Origin of the sequence: Ciceribacter ferrooxidans (genome assembly GCF_004137355.1) — a bacterium.
Lineage (GTDB): Bacteria > Pseudomonadota > Alphaproteobacteria > Rhizobiales > Rhizobiaceae > Allorhizobium > Allorhizobium ferrooxidans.
The window spans coordinates 26,383-47,882 of sequence record NZ_SDVB01000253.1 but is presented as its reverse complement, the minus strand read 5'-3'; the positions used below and the strand labels follow the sequence as shown (position 1 = coordinate 47,882).

At 61.7% G+C, this 21,500-nt stretch carries 21 protein-coding genes; 15 read left to right on the top strand and 6 right to left on the bottom strand.

The features are described from left to right. Nucleotides 1–119: 119 nt before the first annotated feature. From EUU22_RS16475 to EUU22_RS16465, 3 genes are all read left to right on the top strand, one after another. A complete protein-coding gene (locus tag EUU22_RS16475; RefSeq protein WP_439329167.1) occupies nt 120–911 on the top strand; it encodes a substrate-binding domain-containing protein in 792 nt (263 codons plus the stop codon). Nucleotides 912–1,068: 157 nt separating this feature from the next. Next, nucleotides 1,069–1,674, top strand: coding sequence for a recombination mediator RecR (gene recR, locus EUU22_RS16470; RefSeq protein ID WP_129333079.1), 606 nt, complete (start codon nt 1,069–1,071; stop codon nt 1,672–1,674). Nucleotides 1,675–1,707: 33 nt separating this feature from the next. After that, nucleotides 1,708–2,949, top strand: a complete 1,242-nt coding sequence (locus EUU22_RS16465; RefSeq protein WP_129333077.1) for a lytic murein transglycosylase — start codon at nt 1,708–1,710, stop codon at nt 2,947–2,949. Nucleotides 2,950–2,955: 6 nt separating this feature from the next. On the opposite strand, the gene EUU22_RS16460 is transcribed toward EUU22_RS16465, so the two are convergent. After that, complete coding sequence (locus tag EUU22_RS16460) at nt 2,956–4,584, bottom strand: MFS transporter (RefSeq protein WP_129333075.1); 1,629 nt, start codon at nt 4,582–4,584, stop codon at nt 2,956–2,958. 256 nt (nt 4,585–4,840) lie between these two features. Here EUU22_RS16460 and rimP point away from each other — a divergent pair, with 256 nt between their 5' ends. The 10 genes from rimP (at nt 4,841) to EUU22_RS16415 (ending at nt 16,002) form a co-directional block, all read left to right on the top strand. Further along, nucleotides 4,841–5,449 carry a ribosome maturation factor RimP gene (gene rimP, locus EUU22_RS16455; RefSeq protein WP_129333074.1) on the top strand — a complete coding sequence of 203 codons (609 nt, stop codon included), beginning with the start codon at nt 4,841–4,843 and terminating at the stop codon, nt 5,447–5,449. A gap of 47 nt (nt 5,450–5,496) precedes the next feature. Next, complete coding sequence (nusA, locus tag EUU22_RS16450) at nt 5,497–7,104, top strand: transcription termination factor NusA (RefSeq protein WP_129333072.1); 1,608 nt, start codon at nt 5,497–5,499, stop codon at nt 7,102–7,104. Further along, entirely contained in the window at nt 7,101–7,790 is a 690-nt protein-coding gene (locus tag EUU22_RS16445; protein WP_439329158.1) for an RNA-binding protein, read from the top strand. Before nusA ends, EUU22_RS16445 begins: the two co-directional genes overlap by 4 nt. Further along, the gene (locus EUU22_RS25995; RefSeq protein WP_280956500.1) at nt 7,765–7,893 is read left to right on the top strand and encodes a hypothetical protein; all 129 of its coding nucleotides are present in this window, start codon (nt 7,765–7,767) and stop codon (nt 7,891–7,893) included. The genes EUU22_RS16445 and EUU22_RS25995 overlap by 26 nt, the downstream gene beginning before the upstream one ends. Beyond that, nucleotides 7,890–10,544, top strand: a complete 2,655-nt coding sequence (gene infB, locus EUU22_RS16440; protein ID WP_129333071.1) for a translation initiation factor IF-2 — start codon at nt 7,890–7,892, stop codon at nt 10,542–10,544. Before EUU22_RS25995 ends, infB begins: the two co-directional genes overlap by 4 nt. A gap of 74 nt (nt 10,545–10,618) precedes the next feature. After that, a complete protein-coding gene (gene rbfA, locus EUU22_RS16435) occupies nt 10,619–11,029 on the top strand; it encodes a 30S ribosome-binding factor RbfA (protein WP_129333069.1) in 411 nt (136 codons plus the stop codon). 6 nt (nt 11,030–11,035) lie between these two features. Then, nucleotides 11,036–11,965, top strand: a complete 930-nt coding sequence (truB, locus tag EUU22_RS16430; RefSeq protein ID WP_129333067.1) for a tRNA pseudouridine(55) synthase TruB — start codon at nt 11,036–11,038, stop codon at nt 11,963–11,965. Nucleotides 11,966–12,117: 152 nt separating this feature from the next. Further along, complete coding sequence (gene rpsO, locus EUU22_RS16425) at nt 12,118–12,387, top strand: 30S ribosomal protein S15 (RefSeq protein ID WP_112686132.1); 270 nt, start codon at nt 12,118–12,120, stop codon at nt 12,385–12,387. A 378-nt stretch (nt 12,388–12,765) separates the two neighbouring features. Continuing rightward, the gene (gene pnp, locus EUU22_RS16420; protein ID WP_129333065.1) at nt 12,766–14,910 is read left to right on the top strand and encodes a polyribonucleotide nucleotidyltransferase; all 2,145 of its coding nucleotides are present in this window, start codon (nt 12,766–12,768) and stop codon (nt 14,908–14,910) included. Nucleotides 14,911–14,985: 75 nt separating this feature from the next. Further along, the gene (locus EUU22_RS16415; protein WP_129333063.1) at nt 14,986–16,002 is read left to right on the top strand and encodes a class I SAM-dependent methyltransferase; all 1,017 of its coding nucleotides are present in this window, start codon (nt 14,986–14,988) and stop codon (nt 16,000–16,002) included. An 87-nt stretch (nt 16,003–16,089) separates the two neighbouring features. Here EUU22_RS16415 and fabI read toward each other — a convergent pair whose 3' ends face one another. The 3 genes from fabI to fabA are packed head-to-tail and all read right to left on the bottom strand — an operon-like array spanning nt 16,090 to nt 18,682. Then, nucleotides 16,090–16,896 (bottom strand): enoyl-ACP reductase FabI, encoded by an 807-nt coding sequence (gene fabI / locus EUU22_RS16410; protein ID WP_129333061.1) that lies wholly within the window; start codon nt 16,894–16,896, stop codon nt 16,090–16,092. Between the two features lie 4 nt (nt 16,897–16,900). Further along, a complete protein-coding gene (gene fabB / locus EUU22_RS16405) occupies nt 16,901–18,124 on the bottom strand; it encodes a beta-ketoacyl-ACP synthase I (RefSeq protein ID WP_129333059.1) in 1,224 nt (407 codons plus the stop codon). Nucleotides 18,125–18,166: 42 nt separating this feature from the next. Further along, nucleotides 18,167–18,682 (bottom strand): 3-hydroxyacyl-[acyl-carrier-protein] dehydratase FabA, encoded by a 516-nt coding sequence (fabA, locus tag EUU22_RS16400; RefSeq protein WP_129333057.1) that lies wholly within the window; start codon nt 18,680–18,682, stop codon nt 18,167–18,169. A 302-nt stretch (nt 18,683–18,984) separates the two neighbouring features. On the opposite strand from fabA, the gene irrA reads away from it, so the two are divergent. Beyond that, nucleotides 18,985–19,404, top strand: coding sequence for an iron response transcriptional regulator IrrA (gene irrA, locus EUU22_RS16395; RefSeq protein WP_129333055.1), 420 nt, complete (start codon nt 18,985–18,987; stop codon nt 19,402–19,404). An 18-nt stretch (nt 19,405–19,422) separates the two neighbouring features. Here the strand turns inward: irrA and EUU22_RS16390 are convergent, their stop codons facing one another. Beyond that, on the bottom strand, nt 19,423–20,061 hold the full coding sequence (locus tag EUU22_RS16390) for a trimeric intracellular cation channel family protein (protein ID WP_129333053.1): 639 nt from the start codon (nt 20,059–20,061) through the stop codon (nt 19,423–19,425). Nucleotides 20,062–20,157: 96 nt separating this feature from the next. On the opposite strand from EUU22_RS16390, the gene EUU22_RS16385 reads away from it, so the two are divergent. Beyond that, complete coding sequence (locus tag EUU22_RS16385; RefSeq protein WP_129333051.1) at nt 20,158–20,631, top strand: hypothetical protein; 474 nt, start codon at nt 20,158–20,160, stop codon at nt 20,629–20,631. Nucleotides 20,632–20,644: 13 nt separating this feature from the next. Here the strand turns inward: EUU22_RS16385 and EUU22_RS16380 are convergent, their stop codons facing one another. Then, on the bottom strand, nt 20,645–21,430 hold the full coding sequence (locus tag EUU22_RS16380; protein ID WP_129333050.1) for a YdcF family protein: 786 nt from the start codon (nt 21,428–21,430) through the stop codon (nt 20,645–20,647). Between the last annotated feature and the right edge of the window lie 70 nt (nt 21,431–21,500).

The window sequence follows — 21,500 nt, the reverse complement described above, 5'->3', positions numbered from 1 at the left end:
CCTCACACACTGTTGATGGCCCCGATGGAATAGATCGTTCTCCCCAGTTGTCTCAGCCCACGAGCGCTCCAGCAACGGTGCGTTCGAACCTGACATGATGGAGACATTTCATGCGTTTCATGATGGTACTTTCAGCGGCACTGCTGGGGCTCGCCCCGGCTGCCTTCGGCGAGGAAAGCAAGCTTTACGATCCTTCGATCAAGCACCAGCCCAAGGATGGGGTGGTTCGCTTCTATGGCGCGGGCGGGCCGCATACTGCATTTCAGAAGGTCGCCGATGCGTGGAAGGCGAAGACCGGCAAGACAGTCGAAATCACTGCCGGACCGGAGTCCACATGGTCGGCCAAGGCGCAAGCCGACGCCGATATCTTGTGGGGAACATCCGAACAGTCGATGACGGCCTTCCTCGAGACTTACAAGACCTTTTCCTCGGAGCAGGTCGAGCCGATTTATGTTCGACCCACGATCATCGCCGTCAAGAAGGGCAATCCCAAGGGTATCCATGGTTTTGACGATCTGCTCCGGGACGGCATCAAGATCGTCGTGACCGAAGGCGCGGGCATTGCCAACACGTCCGGCACGGGAACCTGGGAAGACGTAGCCGGCCGGCTGGGCCGGCTGGACGATATCCGTGCCTTCCGCCGCAACATCGTCGACTTCAGCAAGGGCTCAGGCGCTAGCCTCAAGGCATTTCAGGCAAAGGATGCCGACGCCTGGGTCACCTGGCCGGATTGGCCGGTAACCCATTCGGACGTCCTGGAACAGGTCGACCTTGCTCCCGAACGGACGATCTGGCGCGACGTCAACGTCGCCCAGTCACCCGAAGCCGACCCGGAAACCGCCGAATTCCTCGCATTCCTGGTGACGCCGGAAGCGCAGGCGCTGATGGCGACCGAGGGCTGGGTGCGCTAACCTCAGGTCGTGGATCGGGCCTTGCGGTGCCAACCGACCGGCCCGATCCAGGTGCCCCTCAGGCATTGCGGCGCCACCCTGGCTACAGGCCGAATTTTCATCAGTCGCGCCTCGTTCAATGATTTCGTTTGCCAATGATATCGGCTAAGAACCGCCCATGGCAAAGCGAGTCACCGGTCCCGAAATCGAAAAACTGATCCAGCTGCTGGCAAAGGTACCCGGCCTCGGGCCACGTTCCGCCCGTCGGGCGGCGCTGCATCTCATCAAGAAGAAGGATCAGCTGCTCGGGCCTCTCGCGCACGCAATGGGCGACGCCTACGACAAGGTGAAGATTTGCTCTCATTGCGGCAACGTCGACACCAGCGATCCCTGCATCGTGTGCACTGATGATCGTCGCGACCAGTCGGTAATCATCGTCGTGGAAGACGTCTCCGACCTTTGGGCGCTTGAGCGCGCGGGCGCGATGAACGCAGCCTATCATGTGCTTGGCGGAACGCTGTCACCGCTCGACGGCGTCGGGCCGGATGATCTGAACATCAAGGGCCTTATCGACAGGGTGTCCAAAGGCGGCATCCGCGAGGTCATCATCGCCGTGAACGCGACCGTCGAAGGACAGACGACCGCTCATTACATCACCGATCATCTGGTGGGTCTGGAGGTGAAGATTACCCGCCTCGCCCATGGCGTGCCTGTCGGTGGTGAGCTCGACTATCTTGACGAGGGAACGCTGGCGGCGGCGCTGAGAGCCCGCACGACGATCTGAAATCCGCCCCATTCGAGGGTGATGTGAGGCTCCATGAGACGACACTCCGCCATCCTTTCATTTTTGCTGTTGCTCCTTTCTTCGCTTCCCGTTGCAGCACTCGACAAGGGTGCGGTCGAAGCCCGGTTCCAAACCTGGTTGCAACAGGAATTGTGGCCGCTGGCGGAGAAGTCCGGCGTCAGCCGCAACGCCTTCGAGCGAGCAACCGCCGGCCTTCATCTCAACTGGGATCTGCCGGATCTCGTCCCACCGGGCAGCAAACCCCCGAAGGAACGGAAGCAGAGTCAGGCCGAGTTCTCCTCGCCCGGATCCTATTTTTCCGAGAATAGACTGCAGGGGCTGGCCGCCGCCGGTCGTGGTCTGGCAACGCGGCACGCTCGCACACTCCAGAAAATCGAGAAGACCTACGGCGTTCCCGGATCGGTCGTGCTTGCGATTTGGGGACGAGAAACGGGCTTCGGGCAGGCCAAACTGCCTTATCCCGCGGTGGAGGTGCTCGCGACCAAGGCTTTCATGTCGACGCGCAAGGACCTCTTCTTGCGCGAGCTGATTGCAGCGCTGCACATGATCGATGGCGGCGACATCAGCGCCGGCAGGATGATGGGCTCCTGGGCCGGTGCCCTCGGCCAGCCGCAGTTCATGCCAACCAGCTATCTTGAGCACGCCGTCGATTTCGATCGAGACGGCGTCAGGGACATCTGGAGCTCGGTTCCGGACAGCCTCGCCTCGATCGCGAACTATCTCGTCCACAAGGGATGGCAGAGAGGGCGCAGCTGGGGTTACGAGGTCGTCATTCCGGAGGCGGTCTCCTGTGCCCAGGAAGGGCCGGACCGCGCGCAGCCTCTCTCCGCCTGGGTGGCGACGGGGATCCGGCGCATCTCAGGCAAACCCTTCCCAGACCGTGAGGCGGCAGCTTCGACGATGATGCTGGTCCCGGCCGGCACACACGGCCCGGAATTCCTCGTCACACCGAATTTCTACGTGCTCAAGGAGTACAACAACTCCGATCTCTACGCCCTGTTCATCGGCAATCTCGCCGATCGCATCGCCTATGGAAGCGGTCCTTTCGTCGGCAAATGGGGTGATGTCGGCAAGATGCTGCGCTCAGACGTGCTGGCCATGCAGGAGACACTCGTCGCGAAAGACTACGATGTCGGCAAAGTCGATGGGCTGCCCGGCTACAAAACCCGCCGGTCGCTCGGCGAGTGGCAGGCGAAGAGCGGCTTTTCTCCGACCTGTTTCCCCGACGAGAGCCTGAAGGCGAAGCTTCGCTGACGCTCCTCAGTGCGGCTCGATGTGGGTCTGGTGGAAAACGTCGTCCGCCGGTGGAATGCCCTGCCGCTCGATCATCCGATGAACGCGGGGCTTTGAAGTCCCCCTGTGAAGACCGAGCAGACGATCGCTGGTTTCCGCATCCGCCTTCGTCCGCCGCTGGTTGTGGCGCACGTAGTCCACCCAGGTCGGGGTGTGATAGGTCTCGGTCCAGACCTCCGGATTCTCGAGATCGCGCATCAGTGCCCAGTTTCGAGCCCCGTCACGAAGGCGGATACGGCGCCTTTCGACCATCAATGAAAGGAACTCCTGCACATCGTCGTCATCGATCTCGTAATCGATCTGCACGACGATGGGACCGCTGCGCGGCTTGACGTCGAGGCGGAGCTCCGGCTCGTTGAAGCGGTTGAGCGGATCGAGGTCGAGGGACGCGAAAGGCGGCATCGGAAGCCGGAATCCGATTGCGACGCCGACAATCATCACCAATGCGGACACGAGAAGGGCATGTCCGACACCATTGGTTTCGGCCACATGGCCCCATAGCCAGCTGCCGGTCGCCATGCCGCCAAAGGTGGCTGTCTGGTAGAGCGAGAGGGCACGACCGACGACCCAGCGCGGCGTGGAAAGCTGTACGACCGTATTGAAGAGCGACAGCGCTAGCACCCAGCAGGCACCGGCAAGCAGAAGTGCCACCCCGGTGAGCCACGCCGATCCGCTGACGCCGATCACTGCCGTGCTCAGGGCAAAACCTGCGAACGACAACCGAACGATGTCCTCACTCGACAGGATCTCGCGCAGCCGGGCGCTTGAGAGTGCCCCCGCGATCGCACCTGCGCCGAAGGCGCCGAGCAGAATGCCGTAGGTGAGCGGTCCGCCCGCGATCATGTCGCGCGCGACGACCGGGAGAAGAGCGAGGATCGCGACCGCGGTCAGGCCGAAGACGAAACTGCGGAAAAGCACCTTCAGGATATTCGGCGACATCGCGACGTAGCGAAGCCCGGCAGAGATCGCGGCGCCCAGCTGCTCGCGCGGTAACGTCGTCTGCGGGACTTCCGGACGCCATCGATAGAGCGCGTAGGCGAGCGGCAGATAACTGAAGGCGTTCACGAGGAACGCGACGGCGGCGCCGGATGCCGCGACGATCATGCCGCCGAGTGCCGGACCGACGCTTCGGGTAATGTTGAAGCCCATGCTGTTCAGGGCGACGGCGGCCGGGAGATCGCTGCGCGGGACCATGTCGCCGACGGAAGCCTGCCAGGAAGGATTGTTGAGCGCCGTGCCGCTACCGATCAGAAATGTGAAGAACAGCAGCGACCAGGGGGAAATCTGTCCGAGAAAAGCAAAGACCGCGAGCAAGACCGACACGGCGAGCATGAAGAACTGCGAGAGCAACATGACCTTGCGACGATCAAAGCTGTCGGCGACGGCACCGGAAAGCAACGAAAACAGCATGATGGGCAGGGTATTGGACGCCTGGACAAGAGCGACCATGTTTTCCGAGCGGGAGATGGACGCCATCAGCCAGGCTGCCCCCACGCCCTGGATAAGACCGCCGAGATTCGACGAAATGCTCGCAAACCAGATTGTCCGATAGAATTCGTTCTTCAGTGGCGCCAACGGCGATTTGCGATCCGACACGTCCTGTTCACCTGCAGCTTTCGAAGCGGAGCGTGCCACTATAGGCAAATCCGACGCACGCTGCCTATGTCCCGCTGCCCCGAACACGAAAATAGCACCGGGACGGCATGGTTCCTCGCAAAGCTTGCATTTGCACGCGAGCAAGCGTATATCGTGCCTAAATTCTTGATCGATGGATGAAGAGTGGGGCCGCAAGGACCCGCTCTTTTTTGTTAACGGTCGGGAAAGCTGCAGAATTCATCCAGGAGGATGACGCGTGTCGGAACAAGTACCGGCGCCGCAGGACCGCGAGCCGCGCATTGTCACGGAAACCGGCCTGGATCGGCGCATCGCTGAAATCATAGAGCCCGTGACCGTTGCCATGGGTTTCAAACTCGTGCGGGTTCGGCTCCTGAACCAGAACGGGCTTACCCTCCAGATCATGGCCGAACGCAACGACGGCACCATGACAGTCGAGGACTGCGAGGAGCTTTCGATGGCGATTTCGCCGGTGCTCGACGTCGAAGATCCGGTCGACAAGGCCTATCATCTGGAAGTATCCTCCCCGGGTATCGACAGGCCGATGGTGCGCAAGTCCGACTTCGAGCGCTGGCAGGGTCACATCGTCAAATGCGAGACGTCGATTCTGGTCGACAACCGCAAGCGGTTCCGCGGCAAGATTGCAGCGGTTGACGGAGACGGCTTTACCATCGAGCGAGACCAGATCGCGTATGGAGAAGAACCGCGCGTGACCATTCCGTTCAGTGCGCTGGCGGAAGCGAAACTGATCCTGACAGACGATCTCATCCGCGATGCGCTGAAGGCCGACAAGGCGGCTCGGGCCAAGGCGGCAAATCAGAACGACGACGAAACCTCGATAGACTAACCGCCTTGAGGGCACGGCCCCGGCAGTGAAGACGGAGACATAAAACAATGGCAGTCAGTGCTAACCGGCTCGAGCTCTTGCAGATCGCTGACGCGGTCGCGCGTGAGAAGGTGATCGACCGTGAGATCGTGCTTGCCGCAATGGCCGATGCGATCCAGAAGGCGGCCCGCTCTCGCTACGGCTCCGAAACGAATATCCGCGCCGATATCAACTCCAAAACCGGCGAAATCCGTCTGCAGCGCCTTCTGGAAGTCGTCGAGAAGGTCGAGGATTATTCCACGCAGATTGCACTCGAGCTTGCCCGTGACCGCAATCCGGATGCCAAGATCGGTGACTTCATTGCCGATCCGCTGCCGCCGATGGATTTCGGCCGGATCGCCGCCCAGTCCGCCAAGCAGGTTATCGTACAAAAGGTGCGCGAAGCCGAACGGGATCGCCAGTACGACGAATTCAAGGATCGTGTCGGCGAAATCGTCAACGGCACCGTCAAGCGCGTCGAATACGGCAATGTGATTGTCGATCTCGGCCGCGGTGAAGGTATCATCCGCCGTGACGAGATGATCCCGCGCGAGACCTTCCGTTACGGCGACCGTGTTCGCGCCTATGTCTACGACGTCCGCCGCGAACAGCGGGGCCCGCAGATCTTCCTGTCTCGTACCCATCCGCAGTTCATGGTGAAGCTCTTCACCATGGAAGTGCCGGAAATCTACGACGGCATCATCCAGATCAAGTCGGTTGCCCGCGATCCGGGCTCGCGTGCCAAGATTGCCGTCATTTCCAACGACTCGTCGATCGACCCGGTCGGCGCCTGCGTCGGTATGCGAGGCTCACGTGTCCAGGCCGTCGTCGGCGAATTGCAGGGCGAGAAGATCGACATCATCCCGTGGAGCCAGGATCCGGCCTCCTTCATCGTCAACGCCCTGCAGCCGGCTGAGGTTTCGAAGGTCGTTCTCGACGAGGATGCCGAACGTATCGAGGTCGTCGTTCCGGATGAACAGCTTTCGCTCGCCATCGGTCGTCGCGGTCAGAACGTGCGCCTCGCGTCGCAGCTGACCGGCTGGGACATCGACATCATGACCGAGCAGGAAGAATCCGAGCGTCGTCAGAAGGAATTCAACGAACGCACCAACCTGTTCATGGACGCGCTCGACGTCGACGAGATGATCGGTCAGGTGCTCGCCTCCGAGGGCTTCGCCCAGGTCGAGGAGCTCGCTTACGTCGATCTCGACGAAATCGCCTCCATCGAGGGTTTCGACGAGGACACCGCCCAGGAAATCCAGTCCCGCGCCCGCGATTATCTGGAAAAGATCGAGGCGGAAATGGACGCCAAGCGCAAGGAGCTCGGCGTTGCCGACGACCTGCGCCAGATCGACGGCATGACGGCCCAGATGATGGTCGCCCTCGGCGAGGACGGCATCAAGACGATCGAGGACTTTGCCGGCTGTGCGGCCGACGACCTCGTCGGCTGGAGCGAGCGCAAGGACGGCGAGACCAAGAAGTTCGAGGGGTTGTTCTCGAAGTTCGACGTTTCCCGCGCGGAAGCCGAAAACATGATCGTTCAGGCCCGTCTGGCGGCCGGCTGGATTACCGAAGACGACCTCGCTGCAGAGGCCGTTGAAGAAGAAGCGGCCGAGGACGAAGACAAGGCTGAATGATGCGAGGCGATGCGCTGGAAAGCTTGCCGAATGATGATACCGCCGAAGGTGCGGACATGAATGGTCGCACGTGCATCGTCACGCGGCAGAGCGGAGCACCGGAAACGTTGATCCGCTTTGTCGCCGGCCCCGACGGCAGCGTCGTTGCGGATATCAAGCGGCAGCTTCCCGGTCGCGGATGCTGGGTTTCGGCAAGCCGTGAGGCGGTCGACAAGGCGGTAGCAAAGAAGCTTTTCGCGCGCGCGCTGAAGGCGGACGTCAAGGCTGACCCCGATCTCGGCCGGCGTGTCGACTGCCTGCTCGTCGCACAGCTTGTGGGGATGATGAACATGGCGCGCAAGGCCGGCCAGTTCATCACCGGTAGCTCCAAGGTCGACCTGGCGGTCCGCAGCGGAGAGGCGATTGCCGTCTTCCACGCGATGGACGCGGCGGCAGACGGCGTGAGGAAAATCGACCAGGCGCGCAAGGCTTGGCACCTCGGAATGGAGACCGACGCGGAGATACCCTCCTTTCGGCTCTTGTCCGAGGCGGAAATGGAAGAACTGATGGGTCAGAATGCTTTTATCCATGCGGCAGCGCTTGCGGGGCAGGCGGGTGAAGGTGTAGTGAAACGCGCAAACCTGCTCAAGACGTATCGCGGCGGCGCGCCGCAAACGACGGGTGGCGCCAGCCAGAAACCACAATGACGCGGTCACCGGTTCGGCCGGCCACTGCATCGATGAACAGGAATTGAGCGGCGCGGTCGATGCAGGGCATCCGGCCACGCTCGAAGGAACGGGAACGGAATGACCGACAACAAAGACGACAAGACACTTAGCGTAACGGGCAAGAAGACTCTCACCCTGAAACCCTCGGGCGTGAGCCAAGGCACCGTGCGTCAGGATATCGGTCGCGGTCGCACCAAGGCGGTTGTGGTCGAGACGCGCAAACGGCGCCTGACCCGTCCTGAAGACGAGAAGCCCTCCGCCCCGGTTTCACAGGCCCGTCCTGCCGAGCCCGCTCCGGCTCCGGTAGCTCCGCGGCCGGCTACGCCTGCTCCGCGCATTCATCAGCCGAGCGCGCCGCAGCAGCGGGCGCCTCAAGCACAGCAGCCCGCCCGCCAGGAGCGCCCGCGCGGTGCCGTCCTTCACGATTTGTCCGCCGGCGAGATGGAAGCGCGCCGCCGCGCACTCGTGGAAGCACAGGCGCGCGAAGTCGAGGAAGCCAAACAGCGCGCCATCGACGAAGAGCGTCGCAAGGCAGAAGCTGAAGAGGCCGCCCTGCGCGCTGCCGAGGATGCCGCGCAGCGAGCGACGGAAGTGAAGGAAGAGGGAACGCACGTCCAGGAAGCCGAAGCTCCGGCAGCGGCAGCAGCCCCGGCGCGTCCTGCCGAAGTTCGTCCCGTCCCGCGCCCTGCAGCGCCTTCCGCTCCGGTTTTCGGCCGCAGCCGGAAGGAAGAGGAAGAAGAAGAGGAGCGCAATGCCGCTCGCGGTCCGGCGCGCGGCAAGATCGCGGCGCCGGCACCGGCGAAGGTTCCCGCCCGTCCGAAAGGTGAAGACGACCGCCGGCGTGGCAAGCTGACCGTAACCAGCGCCGATGTGGACGAAGAAGGCGCGCCTTCGCGTGGCCGTTCGCTTGCATCGATGCGCCGCCGCCAGGAGAAGTTCCGTCGCAGTCAGATGCAGGAACCGCGTGAAAAGATCGTGCGCGAGGTCGTTCTCCCGGAAACCATCACCATCCAGGAACTGTCGCAGCGCATGTCCGAACGCGCGGTCGACGTTATCAAGTACTTGATGAAGGAAGGCCAGATGATGAAGCCCGGCGACGTCATCGACGCCGACCTTGCTGAAATCATCGCGACCGAATTCGGCCATACCGTCAAGCGCGTTTCGGAATCCGATGTTGAGGAGGGTATCTTCGACGTCGTCGACAGCGAGGGCGAACTGCTGTCGCGTCCGCCGGTCGTAACGATCATGGGTCACGTCGACCACGGCAAAACTTCGCTGCTCGACGCCATCCGGAACGCCAACGTGGTAGCCGGCGAAGCCGGGGGCATTACCCAGCACATCGGCGCCTACCAGGTGGAGCAGAACGGTCAGAAGATCACCTTCATCGACACGCCCGGCCACGCCGCCTTCACCGCGATGCGCGCCCGCGGTGCTCAGGCGACCGACATTGCCATTCTGGTGGTCGCGGCCGACGACAGCGTGATGCCTCAGACGATCGAATCGATCAACCACGCCAAGGCAGCGGGTGTTCCGATCATCGTGGCGATCAACAAGATCGACAAGCCGACGGCGAACGCGCAGAAGGTCCGTACGGAATTGCTGCAGCATGAAGTCTTCGTCGAGTCCATGGGCGGTGAAGTTCTCGACGTCGAGGTTTCGGCGAAGAACGGCACCAATCTCGACAAGCTGCTCGAGGCCATCCTGCTGCAAGCTGAAATCCTTGACCTCAAGGCCAATCCGAACCGCACGGCGGAAGGAACGGTCATCGAGGCCGAGCTCGACCGCGGTCGCGGCGCCGTCGCGACTGTCCTCGTGCAGAAGGGTACACTTCGCCCCGGCCAGATCATCGTCGCCGGCGACCAGTGGGGGCGCGTGCGCGCGCTCGTCAACGACAAGGGCGACCACGTCAAGGAAGCCGGTCCGGCCATGCCGGTCGAGGTTCTCGGTCTTTCCGGCACACCAGCAGCCGGCGACAAGTTCGCCGTCGTCGAGAACGAGGCCCGCGCCCGCGAAATCTCGGAATACCGTCTGCGTCTGGCCCGAGATAAGGCGGCAGCGCGCCAGTCCGGCTCTCGCGGCTCGCTCGAACAGATGATGAGCCAGCTTCAGACTTCCGGCATGAAGGAATTCCCGCTGGTCATCAAGGGCGACGTGCAGGGTTCGATCGAGGCGATTGCCGGCGCGCTGGAGAAGCTCGGCACGGAGGAAGTTCGTGCGCGCATCGTCCATTCGGCGGTCGGCGGTGTCACCGAGTCCGACATCTCGCTTGCCGAGGCGTCGAACGCTGCAATCATCGGCTTCAACGTCCGTGCAAACACGCAAGCCCGCCAAGCGGCTGAACGCGGCGGTATCGAAATCCGCTACTACAACATCATCTACGATCTGGTAGATGATGTGAAGGCGGCGATGTCGGGCCTGCTCTCGCCGGAACGGCGCGAAACCTTCCTCGGCAATGCGGAGATCCTCGAAGTCTTCAACATCACCAAGGTCGGCAAGGTCGCGGGTTGCCGCGTCACCGAAGGCAAGGTCGAACGTGGTGCAGGTGTCCGCCTGGTGCGCGACAACGTTGTCATCCACGAGGGCAAGCTCAAGACGCTCAAGCGCTTCAAGGACGAAGTCTCGGAAGTACCGGTCGGGCAGGAGTGCGGTATGGCCTTCGAGAACTACGAGGATATCCGGGCCGGGGACGTTATCGAATGTTTCCGCGTGGAACACGTTACGCGCACGCTCTAAGGCCGGCGATCACAATCCGAACAAGTTGCGGGCGCCGGCGATCCGGCGCTCGCTTTGTTTAAGGCAGTATGACGATGACCAGACCAACCTCTTCCGCTCCATCCCAGCGCATGCTGCGCGTCGGCGAACAGGTACGCGCCGCGATCACGCAAGTGCTGCAGCGCGGCGAAGTCCGCGATCCACTGATCGAAAAGACCGTTATCTCCATCTCCGAGGTCCGCATGTCGCCGGACCTGAAGATTGCAACAGCCTATGTGACGCCGCTCGGCGTCCCGGACCACGATGCAGTCATCGATGCGCTGAACCGCAATGCGAAGTACATCCGCGGGCGCCTCGGCCCGCAATTACGGCAGATGAAGTACATGCCGGAAGTCCGCTTCCGCGACGATACCAGTTTCGACAACTACCAGAAGATCGATGCACTGCTGCGCTCGCCCGAGGTCAGCCGTGATCTCGACGCCGACCGAGACGACGAACAAGAATAGAGACGCATGTCCAAGCCCCGCAAGCCCAAGGGCCGCCCAGTTTCGGGCTGGCTGATCCTCGACAAGCCCGCCGATTTCGGTTCAACGGAAGCCGTTTCCAAAATCAAGTGGCTGTTCAACGCCCAGAAGGCCGGGCACGCAGGCACGCTCGATCCGCTCGCGTCCGGCATGCTTCCGATCGCGCTCGGCGATGCGACGAAGACCGTTCCTTATGTCATGGACGGCAGAAAGATCTACGAGTTCACCGTTGCCTGGGGTGAAGAACGCTCAACCGACGATCTCGAAGGTGAGGTCACCCAGACGTCCGCGGCTCGTCCGACGGAAGAGGCGATACGAGCGCTGCTCCCACGGTATACCGGGGTCATCTCACAGGTGCCCCCGCAATTCTCGGCGATCAAGATCTCCGGCGAACGCGCCTACGACCTTGCCCGCGACGGCGAGACCGTCGACATCCCGTCGCGCGAGGTCGAGGTTCACCGCCTGACATTGCTCAAGTGCGAGAACGACAAGGCACATTTCGAGGTGGAATGCGGCAAGGGCACCTATGTCCGGTCCTTGGCCCGCGATTTCGGCCGCGACCTCGGTTGCTTTGGCCATATCTCGCTCCTCCGGCGCACCTATGTCGCCCCGTTTGGCGAGGAAACCATGGTGCCTCTGGCGGATCTCGTCGCACTGGAGAAGATCGAGGAGCGCGACGAGCGATTGGCGGCGCTGGACGAATTCCTCATCGACACCAGCGAAGCGCTCGCCGCCTTGCCGCAGATCAGGGTGAGTGAGGATCAGGCACATCGCCTCCGCATGGGCAATCCGATCATCCTGCGTGGTCGCGACGCCCCCGTTACGGAACCGGAAGCGGTTGCGCTCGCCGCCGGAAAGCTTGTCGCGATCGGCGAGATTGCCGGTGGAGAGTTCCATCCGCGGCGGGTTTTCAGCTGAGACGACGGTTTGCAATCAGCGCTTCCAATTTCGACCTGAATGGTTTATAGGCAGCGCCAGCATGGCGGTCCGTCCACCTGCTTTTCGTGGCCAATGCTGGACGACATCTCGGCATTTGGCGTCTTCTCTCCTGACATTGAAAGGATACTGCGATGTCGATTACTGCAGAGCGCAAGGCTGCCCTGATCAAGGAATACGCAACCAAGGAAGGCGACACGGGTTCGCCGGAAGTACAGGTTGCAATCCTGACCGAGCGGATCAACAACCTGACGGAACATTTCAAGGGCCACAAGAAGGACAACCACTCCCGTCGTGGCCTTCTGACCCTGGTTTCCAGCCGTCGTTCGCTTCTTGACTACCTCAAGAAGAAGGACGAGGCCCGCTACAACGGCCTGATCGCTCGCTTGGGCATTCGCCGCTAACGTGTCCCGGCGGACTTCCTTCTGGAGGTCCGCCGGCTTTCTATCGGGATAGATGTCCCGATGGCCCGGCCGGAGCGAAATGCTCCCGGGCCGCAACATATGGCGGGCCGGATGGGCCGGTTCCGCCAGAACCAACCGATGACCTGTCATGGGGCAGGATTGCCGGGTGCTTTTGCCAGGACAATCTGGCACGCGCAACGAAGCCTTGGCTTCGAGAGCGCGGGGCGTGATGGCGCGGAACCTCGACCGCGGACGCCATGCTCCACCTGAAAAGCTTCCTGCTGTCTTGCCCGTGATACGTCAGCATTCCGCGGCCGCGACGGCCTGTTCCGCAAGAAGGAACATGAGCGCTGCTTCCCCGCGGAGAAGGAAAAGACAATGTTTGACATTCACAGCGTAGAAATCGAGTGGGCAGGCCGTCCGCTGAAGCTCGAAACCGGCAAGATCGCCCGCCAGGCGGACGGTGCCGTTCTCGCCACCTACGGCGAAACCGTCGTTCTCGCGACCGTCGTTTCGGCCAAGGCGCCGAAGGCGGGCCAGGACTTCTTCCCGCTCACCGTCAACTACCAGGAAAAGACCTACGCCGCCGGCAAGATCCCGGGCGGCTACTTCAAGCGCGAAGGTCGTCCGTCGGAAAATGAAACGCTGGTTTCGCGCCTGATCGACCGTCCGATCCGCCCGCTGTTCCCGGAAGGCTACAAGAACGACACTCAGGTCGTCGTCACGGTCATCCAGCACGACCTTGAGAACAATCCGGACATCCTGTCGATGGTTGCCACCTCGGCGGCCCTGACGCTCTCCGGCGTCCCCTTCATGGGCCCGGTCGGCGGCGCCCGCGTCGGCTACATCAATGGCGAATACGTGCTGAACCCGCACCTCGACGAGATGGACGAATCGAGCCTCGACCTCGTCGTCGCCGGGACCTCGGACGCCGTTCTCATGGTCGAATCCGAAGCCAAGGAATTGCCGGAAGACGTCATGCTCGGCGCGGTCATGTTCGGTCACCGCGGCTTCCAGCCGGTCATCGACGCGATCATCAAGCTCGCCGAAGTCGCTGCCAAGGAGCCGCGCGAATTCGAACCGGAAGACCATTCCGCTCTCGAGACTGAGATGCTCTCGATCGCCGAAGCCGAACTGCGCGACGCCTACAAGATCACGCAGAAAGCCGAGCGCTACGCCGCCGTCGACGCCGTCAAGGCCAAGGTGAAGGCTCACTTCCTCCCCGAGGAAGGCGAAGCCAAGTACTCGGCCGAGGAAGTCGGTGCCGTCTTCAAGCACCTGCAGGCCAAGATCGTCCGCTGGAACATTCTCGACACCAAGAGCCGCATCGACGGTCGCGATCTCGAGACCGTTCGCCCGATCGTCGCGGAAGTCGGCATTCTGCCGCGTACCCACGGTTCGGCTCTCTTCACCCGCGGTGAAACCCAGGCCATCGTCGTTGCCACGCTCGGCACCGGCGAAGACGAGCAGTATGTCGACAGCCTGACCGGCATGTACAAAGAAAACTTCATGCTGCATTACAACTTCCCGCCCTACTCGGTCGGTGAAACGGGCCGCATGGGCTCTCCGGGCCGTCGCGAAATCGGCCACGGCAAGCTCGCCTGGCGCGCGATCCACCCGATGCTGCCGACCGCCGAGCAGTTCCCCTACACGCTGCGCGTGGTTTCCGAGATCACGGAATCGAACGGTTCGTCCTCGATGGCCACCGTCTGCGGCACCTCGCTCGCTCTCATGGACGCTGGCGTTCCGCTGGCGAAGCCGGTTGCCGGTATCGCCATGGGCCTGATCCTGGAAGGCGAGCGCTTCGCCGTTCTTTCCGACATCCTCGGTGACGAAGACCACCTCGGCGACATGGACTTCAAGGTTGCCGGCACGGCCGACGGCATCACCTCGCTGCAGATGGACATCAAGATTGCCGGCATCACCGAGGAGATCATGAAGGTCGCACTCGGCCAGGCACAGGGTGGTCGCAAGCACATCCTCGGCGAGATGGCGAAGGCCATCACCGAAAGCCGCGGCCAGCTCGGCGAATTCGCGCCGCGCATCGAAGTGATGAACATCCCGGTCGACAAGATCCGCGAAGTCATCGGCTCGGGTGGCAAGGTCATCCGCGAGATCGTTGAAAAGACCGGCGCGAAGATCAACATCGAAGACGATGGTACCGTCAAGATCGCCTCTTCCTCCGGCAAGGAGATCGAGGCCGCCCGCAAGTGGATCCACTCGATCGTCGCAGAGCCGGAAGTCGGCGCGATCTATGAGGGTACGGTTGTCAAGACCGCGGACTTCGGCGCGTTCGTCAACTTCTTCGGCGCGCGCGACGGTCTCGTCCACATTTCGCAGCTCGCTTCCGAACGCGTCGCCAAGACCACGGATGTCGTCAAGGAAGGCGACAAGGTCTGGGTCAAGCTCATGGGCTTCGATGAACGCGGCAAGGTCCGCCTGTCGATGAAGGCCGTGGACCAGGCGACCGGCAAGGAAATCGTTGCCGAGAAGAAGAAGGACGAAGGCGAGGCTGCCGAATAAGCACGTTTCGTCCCCGATCCGAGGCGCGGGAGAAATTCCGCGCCTTTTTTGTTCGCCGAGAAAGAAGACCGAACCATGAGCCGCGATACCCTGAAGACTCTGTTCCACCCGTTCGCTTCCGACGTGTTGCCGATGCCGCAGGCAGGAGAACGCTTTCTCTTCCTCGGCGCTGAGGCCGGCGTCGCCACACCGAACGGTTTCGGCGCGACGCTCGCGGCCGTGCAGGGGCTGCGTCCCGCCTTTCTGCAACTGGAGGCCGCCGGCGCCGCGCCGCGACCTCTGCCGGAGGGAGGCGGCTACGACGGGGCTCTGGTCCTGTGCGGAAAGCATCGCGGCGAGAACGAGAACCGGATTGCAGAGGCATTGAAGCGCACAAAGACGGGCGGCCTCATCGTCGTAGCAGGCGGCAAGGAGGATGGCATTCAACCGCTGCGCAAGCGCCTTGATGGTCTCGGCCTCGTCGTGGACCACATGCCGAAATATCACGGCGTCGCGCTGTGGTTCGAGGTACCCGAAGATCGGTCAGCGGCAGTCGGCGCGCTCGAAGCTGCCCAAGTGACCGTCGATGGCCGCTTTCAAACCGTCGCCGGCATGTTCTCGCACGATCGCATCGATGCCGGTTCTGAACTACTCGCCGGACGCCTGCCGGAGAACTTTGACGGCAATGCTGCCGATCTCGGAGCCGGTTGGGGCTATCTTTCCGTCATGCTCGCCGAACGCTCCCCCCAGGTCAACCGTATCGACCTCTTCGAGGCCGATTATCAGGCGCTCGAATGCGCCAAGGCCAACATGGCAGCGAATTGCCCGGATGTCTCTGCACGCTTTTTCTGGCAAGATCTCGCGCGCGAGCCGATCAGGGAGAAGTATGACCTGGTCATCATGAATCCACCTTTCCATGAGGGACACGCCGCAGAACCATCGCTCGGGAAGGCATTGATCACTGCCGCCAGTCAGGCATTGCGTGGCGGCGGGATGTTGATGCTCGTCGCCAATCGCGGCCTTCCCTACGAGGCGACACTCGGCGAGAACTTCCGCGAACATGGAGAAACCTGTCGCAACGCCCGTTACAAAGTCCTGTGGGCCAAAAAATAAGGATCCCAAAGGTCTCCATCAAACGACAGAAGCCCGGTGCTGACGAACAGCACCGGGCTTTCTTGTTTCTCTGGCCCTCCAGAGAGTTTATTCCGTATCGGCCTTGTTCAGAAACTCGACGGTCGGCATCGACGTGATGTTGTAGCCGGAGTCGACGTAGTGAATCTCTCCAGTCACGCCACGCGAGAGATCGGACAAGAGGTAGAGAGCGGAACCGCCTACGTCCTCGATCGTCACCGTCCGGCGGAGCGGCGAGTTCTTCTGCTGCCAGGAAAGCATGGCACGAGCATCGGCGATCCCCGCACCGGCCAGCGTCCGGATCGGGCCGGCCGAGATAGCGTTGACGCGGATACCACGTGGACCATAGTCGCCGGCGAGATACCGCACAGATGCTTCAAGCGCGGCCTTGGCGACACCCATGACGTTGTAGTTCGGCATGATACGAACCGAACCACCGTAGGTCAGTGTCAGCATCGATCCGCCATCTGACATGACATCGGCGGCGCGCTTGGCGATCTCCGTGAACGAGAAACAGGAGATGACCATTGTACGCACGAAGTTCTCACGCGAGGTATCCGCGTAAAGCCCTTTCAGCTCGTTCTTGTCGGAGAAGCCGATCGCGTGAACAACGAAATCCAGCTTTCCCCAGCGCTCCTTCAAGGCGGCAATGACCGCGTCGACGGAAGCGAGGTCTTCGACGTCGCAAGGCAGGAGGAAATCCGACCCGAGCTCGGCAGCAAGCGGCTTCACACGTTTGCCCAGAGCTTCGCCCTGGTAGGTGAAGGCGAGCTCGGCACCGGCACTGGCAAGCGCCTTGGCGATACCCCAGGCGATAGAGTGGTTGTTCGCGACGCCCATGATGAGGCCGCGTTTTCCCTGCATAGAGGCAATCATTCGGTTATCCATTGTAACGCTGGAACACGAGCGTGGCGTTGGTGCCACCGAAGCCGAAGGAGTTCGACAGAACGGTGTCGATCTTGGCGTTGTCGATCCGCTTGCGGACGATCGGGACGCCGTCGAATTCCGGGTCCAACTCGCTGATGTGCGCGCTCTCGCCGATGAAGCGTTCCTGCATCATCAAGAGGCCATAGATCGACTCCTGGACACCGGCAGCGCCCAGCGAATGGCCCGTTAGCGACTTGGTTGACTGAACATGCGGAATCTTGGTCCCGAACACTTCACGAATCGCGCCGATTTCCTTGGAGTCGCCCACCGGGGTCGACGTGCCGTGGGTGTTGATGTAGTCGACGTCGCCCTTCACGGTCGAGAGTGCCTGCCGCATGCAGCGGATGGCGCCTTCACCCGACGGCGCGACCATGTCGTAGCCATCCGATGTCGCTCCGTAACCGACGATTTCGGCGTAGATCTTGGCGCCGCGGGCCTTGGCGTGTTCCAGTTCTTCGAGCACGAGGACGCCCGCCCCGCCAGCGATGACGAAGCCGTCACGCGCGACGTCGTAGGCACGCGATGCGCTGGCGGGCGTATCGTTGAACTTCGAAGACATTGCGCCCATCGCATCGAAGAGGTCCGACATGGTCCAGTCGAGATCCTCGTGGCCGCCGGCAAACATCACATCCTGCTTACCCCACTGGATCATCTCGGCCGCATTTCCGATGCAGTGCGCCGACGTCGAGCAGGCGGACGAGATCGAGTAGTTCACGCCATGAATCTTGAACCAGGTGGCGAGCGTCGCCGATGCAGTCGAGGACATGGCCTTCGGCACGGCGAACGGGCCAATGCGCTTCGGGCTGTTGTTCTGGCGCGTGATGTCGGCCGCCTCGACGATCGTGCGTGTGGAAGGACCGCCCGAGCCCATGATGATGCCGGTACGTTCGTTACCGCTGATGTCGGACTCCTCCAAGCCCGAATCGGCGATCGCCTGCTTCATCGCAACGTGGTTCCATGCTCCCCCCTGGGAGAGAAAGCGCATGGCGCGCCGGTCGACGAGGTCGGTCGGATCCAGTGTGGGCTTTCCCCAGACCTGGCAACGAAAACCGTGCTCGGCAAAATCGGGAGAGAAGGAGATTCCGGACTTCGCATTGCGCAGCGATTCCGTAACCTCTGTGGCATCGTTCCCGATGGAAGAAACAACACCCAGACCCGTAACAACTACCCTTCTCATCTCAACAGACCTTCTCGCTATCACAATTGAACGTGCCTGAGATCAGGCCGTCTTATCCTTCGACAAACCTACGCGAAGGTCGGTCGCCTGGTAAATGATCTCGCCATCCGCCTTCAGCCAGCCGTCGGCGGTTCCCAACACGAGGCGGCCACGCATGACCCGCTTGAAGTCAATACCATACTCTAGAAGCTTGGTGTGCGGGCGGACCATACCCTTGAACTTCACCTCACCGGTGGAGAGCGCCATACCGCGGCCTTCCTCGCCCAGCCAGCCGAGGAAAAAGCCGGTCAGCTGCCACATGCCGTCAAGCCCGAGGCAGCCGGGCATGATCGGATTGCCCTGGAAGTGGCACGGAAAATACCAGTCGTCCGGATGGACGTCGTATTCCGCCCGAATGTAACCCTTGTCGAACGCGCCGCCGGTCTCAGAGATGTCGGTGATGCGGTGAACCATCAACATCGGCGGCAGGGGGAGTTGCGCGTTGCCGGGGCCGAAAAGCTCGCCACGACCGCAGGACAGAATTTCTTCGTAATTGTAGCTGGATTGTCTCGGTTTCATTCTTCTTCGTCGTCCCCAGGCTTGCGCGAATGTTGGACCCATAGAGCAAGATAGGGACAAAATGAAGTCCCACAATGGCCGCTGCCCGCCATCAGACAGCCCCGCTCTCGCCTCGAGCCGCATATTTCAGCCGTGGCCATACAGGAAGCATCGCGACGCGGCCAGAGTCAATCGGCGGAAAATCCCGTATTTCCGGCGTTCTTGCGCTGCCTACATGCACTGAAGTATTGAAAGCCCCACGCTTAGAAGTTATATCGCTAGTCGAGAAGACCCGCATTTGAGTAGAACCGGAGAGCAACTCCATGATGGCAGAACGCCTCAAGGAAACGGAAGCGAGACTGCGTCGCTCTGGGCTTCGCCCCACGCGTCAGCGCATTGCGCTCGCGAGCCTGCTCTTCGCCAAAGGTGATCGTCACCTGACGGTCGAGGAACTGCACGAAGAAGCCCTTGCGGCAGACGTTCCCGTCTCTCTTGCGACCGTCTATAATACGTTGCACCAGTTCACTGAAGCCGGCCTCATCCGCGTGCTCGCCGTCGAAAGCGCCAAGACGTATTTCGACACCAACATCTCGGACCACCATCACTTCTTCGTCGAAGGCGAGAACGAGGTCCTCGACATACCTGTGAGCAATATTGTGATCGACAACCTCCCGGAGCCCCCCGAGGGGCTGGAGATCAGTCATGTCGACGTGGTCATCCGCCTGCGGCAAAAAGGCGCGTAGTTCGAAAGCCAGCCGCCCTCATCTCAACACGTCCTCCGGCGACCTTCCAGGTCGCGGTTTGTAGCGTGGAAATGCCCAGCCGAAACGCAGGGCGCCTCCGCGAATCGCAAAAGCCGTGAGAGCGCCAGCCCCGGAAGCCACGACGACCGGCGTCCCGGCGACAGTCGCGCCTGTAAATACGCAGGCTCCGGCTAGGCCGGCTGTGACGTAGATTTCAGGACGAAGCAGAACGGAGGGCTCGCCCGCGATGATGTCGCGTAAGATGCCGCCAGCGGCAGCGGTCAAGGTGCCGGTGACGATCGCGACCGTCGGCGAGCCTGAGGCCGCGAGGCCTTTGGCTGCACCCATGACGCAATAGGCCGAAAGCCCCACGGCATCGAGCCAGATCAGCAGTCGGTAGCGCGATTCGAAAAGATGCGCGGTGAAGAAGACCAAAGCGCCCATCGAGACGCAGACAAGAATGTATCCCGGATCGACCACCCAGAAGACCGGAAGGCTGCCGAGCACGACGTCCCGCAGCGTGCCACCCCCGATGCCGGTCACAGCGGCGAGGAACAGAAACCCGATCACATCGAGTTCCTTGCGCGATGCCGACAATGCCCCGGTTGCGGCGAAGACGGCCACACCTGCGTAGTCGAGAAAGCCGAGCAACGTCATCGATAGCCTTTCTGAGTTTCACCTCGGGTCAGGGCGGCACAAGCCAGGAACGTCATCATCCGGTCGATTGGCCTCTCATTCGTTCGGACGATTGCCGTGAAACAATTGCTGCTTGCCTTCCTGCAAACTGCGCTTCTGCTTGGCGCGCCCCTTGCGGCCACTGCCCAGCAGAGTCTCGTCAGCGATCCCGAGATCTACGAGAAAGACCACTTTCGCTCCCAATGCAAGGTCGTCGAGTTTGGCGATGGCTTCATCCGAAGGCTGGACATCAACAATGACGGGATCATTGACGCGATTTCCGACCACGGCGCGTACACGTGTGACAGTGAACGCGGACCGGCCTGCAACGAGGACGGATGCCCCCACAATTTCTACGTCCAGGTCAAGGAGGGCGGCTACCTGCTGATCGCAACCGCGCAGGTCTACGGCTACGACTTCGTCAAGCGGTTCGGAAACATGGTCTTTGTCTTTAGAATGCACCCGCGTTTCTGCGAGAGAACCGACAGCGCGCCCTGCGAAATGACTGTTCGCGTCCGCGGCACGAAGTTCGTGACGATCAGCAAGAAATAGGCTCGTGAGGCTTTCACGGCAACACCGATGCCGTTCGTCCCGTCAGGTAGTAGGCGAGAAGGCCGATCCACTCGCGCATTGCGGTGGCCGTCTGCTGGGCGTTGAGCGTCGGCTGCGTGAAATCGAGCCGCAGGGTGGCTCTCCCGCTCGTTCGGTAGTCGGTCGGCCACGGCGTCAGCTCGATGCCCGCCTTGCGGAACAATGCCAGGGACCGCGGCATATGAAAGGCAGAAGTGACGAGCAGACACCGCCGCATCGCAGGGTCGGCCAGCAGCCGCCTGCTGTTGATGACGTTTTCGAAAGTCGTTCGCGAGGCCGTCTCGCTTGTCAGGCGATCTTCGCTGACGCCGAATTGAGTGAAGAACCGCCGGGCGGCGGCAGCGTCCCCCTCGTAGGTGCCGCTAAAGGAGCCGTCGCCTCCAGACACCAGGATACGCGACCGGGGAAACTTCAAGGCGAGGCGCAATGTTTCGACAAAGCGGTCGGCGGCCTGGTTGAGGTCGGTGCCACCTCGAATGGTCGTCACCTCGGTTTCGAAGGCACCGCCCAAAACCACCATACAGCTCACCTGCGCAGGATCCTGCTCCGGTCGCTGGACATGTGCTTCGAGCCTCTGCAAGGCCACAGTTCCAGCGGAGGTGTAGAGGGTGACGAAGAGAATCGTCAGAGAAGCGCCGAGGAACAGAAGTGCCATGCGCGGCCGGCGGACCGCCGTGCAGGCAGTGCCGACAAGACCGGCGAGGAAGCCGAGCGTCAGTGGTTGGGCGACGATCCAAAAGAGCTTCGAAAACAAAAACATCGATCTGTTGTCCGTACGGTGTTGGCAAAACGCAAATACAGGAAACGCTCAATAAGCCTCGCTCAAGATA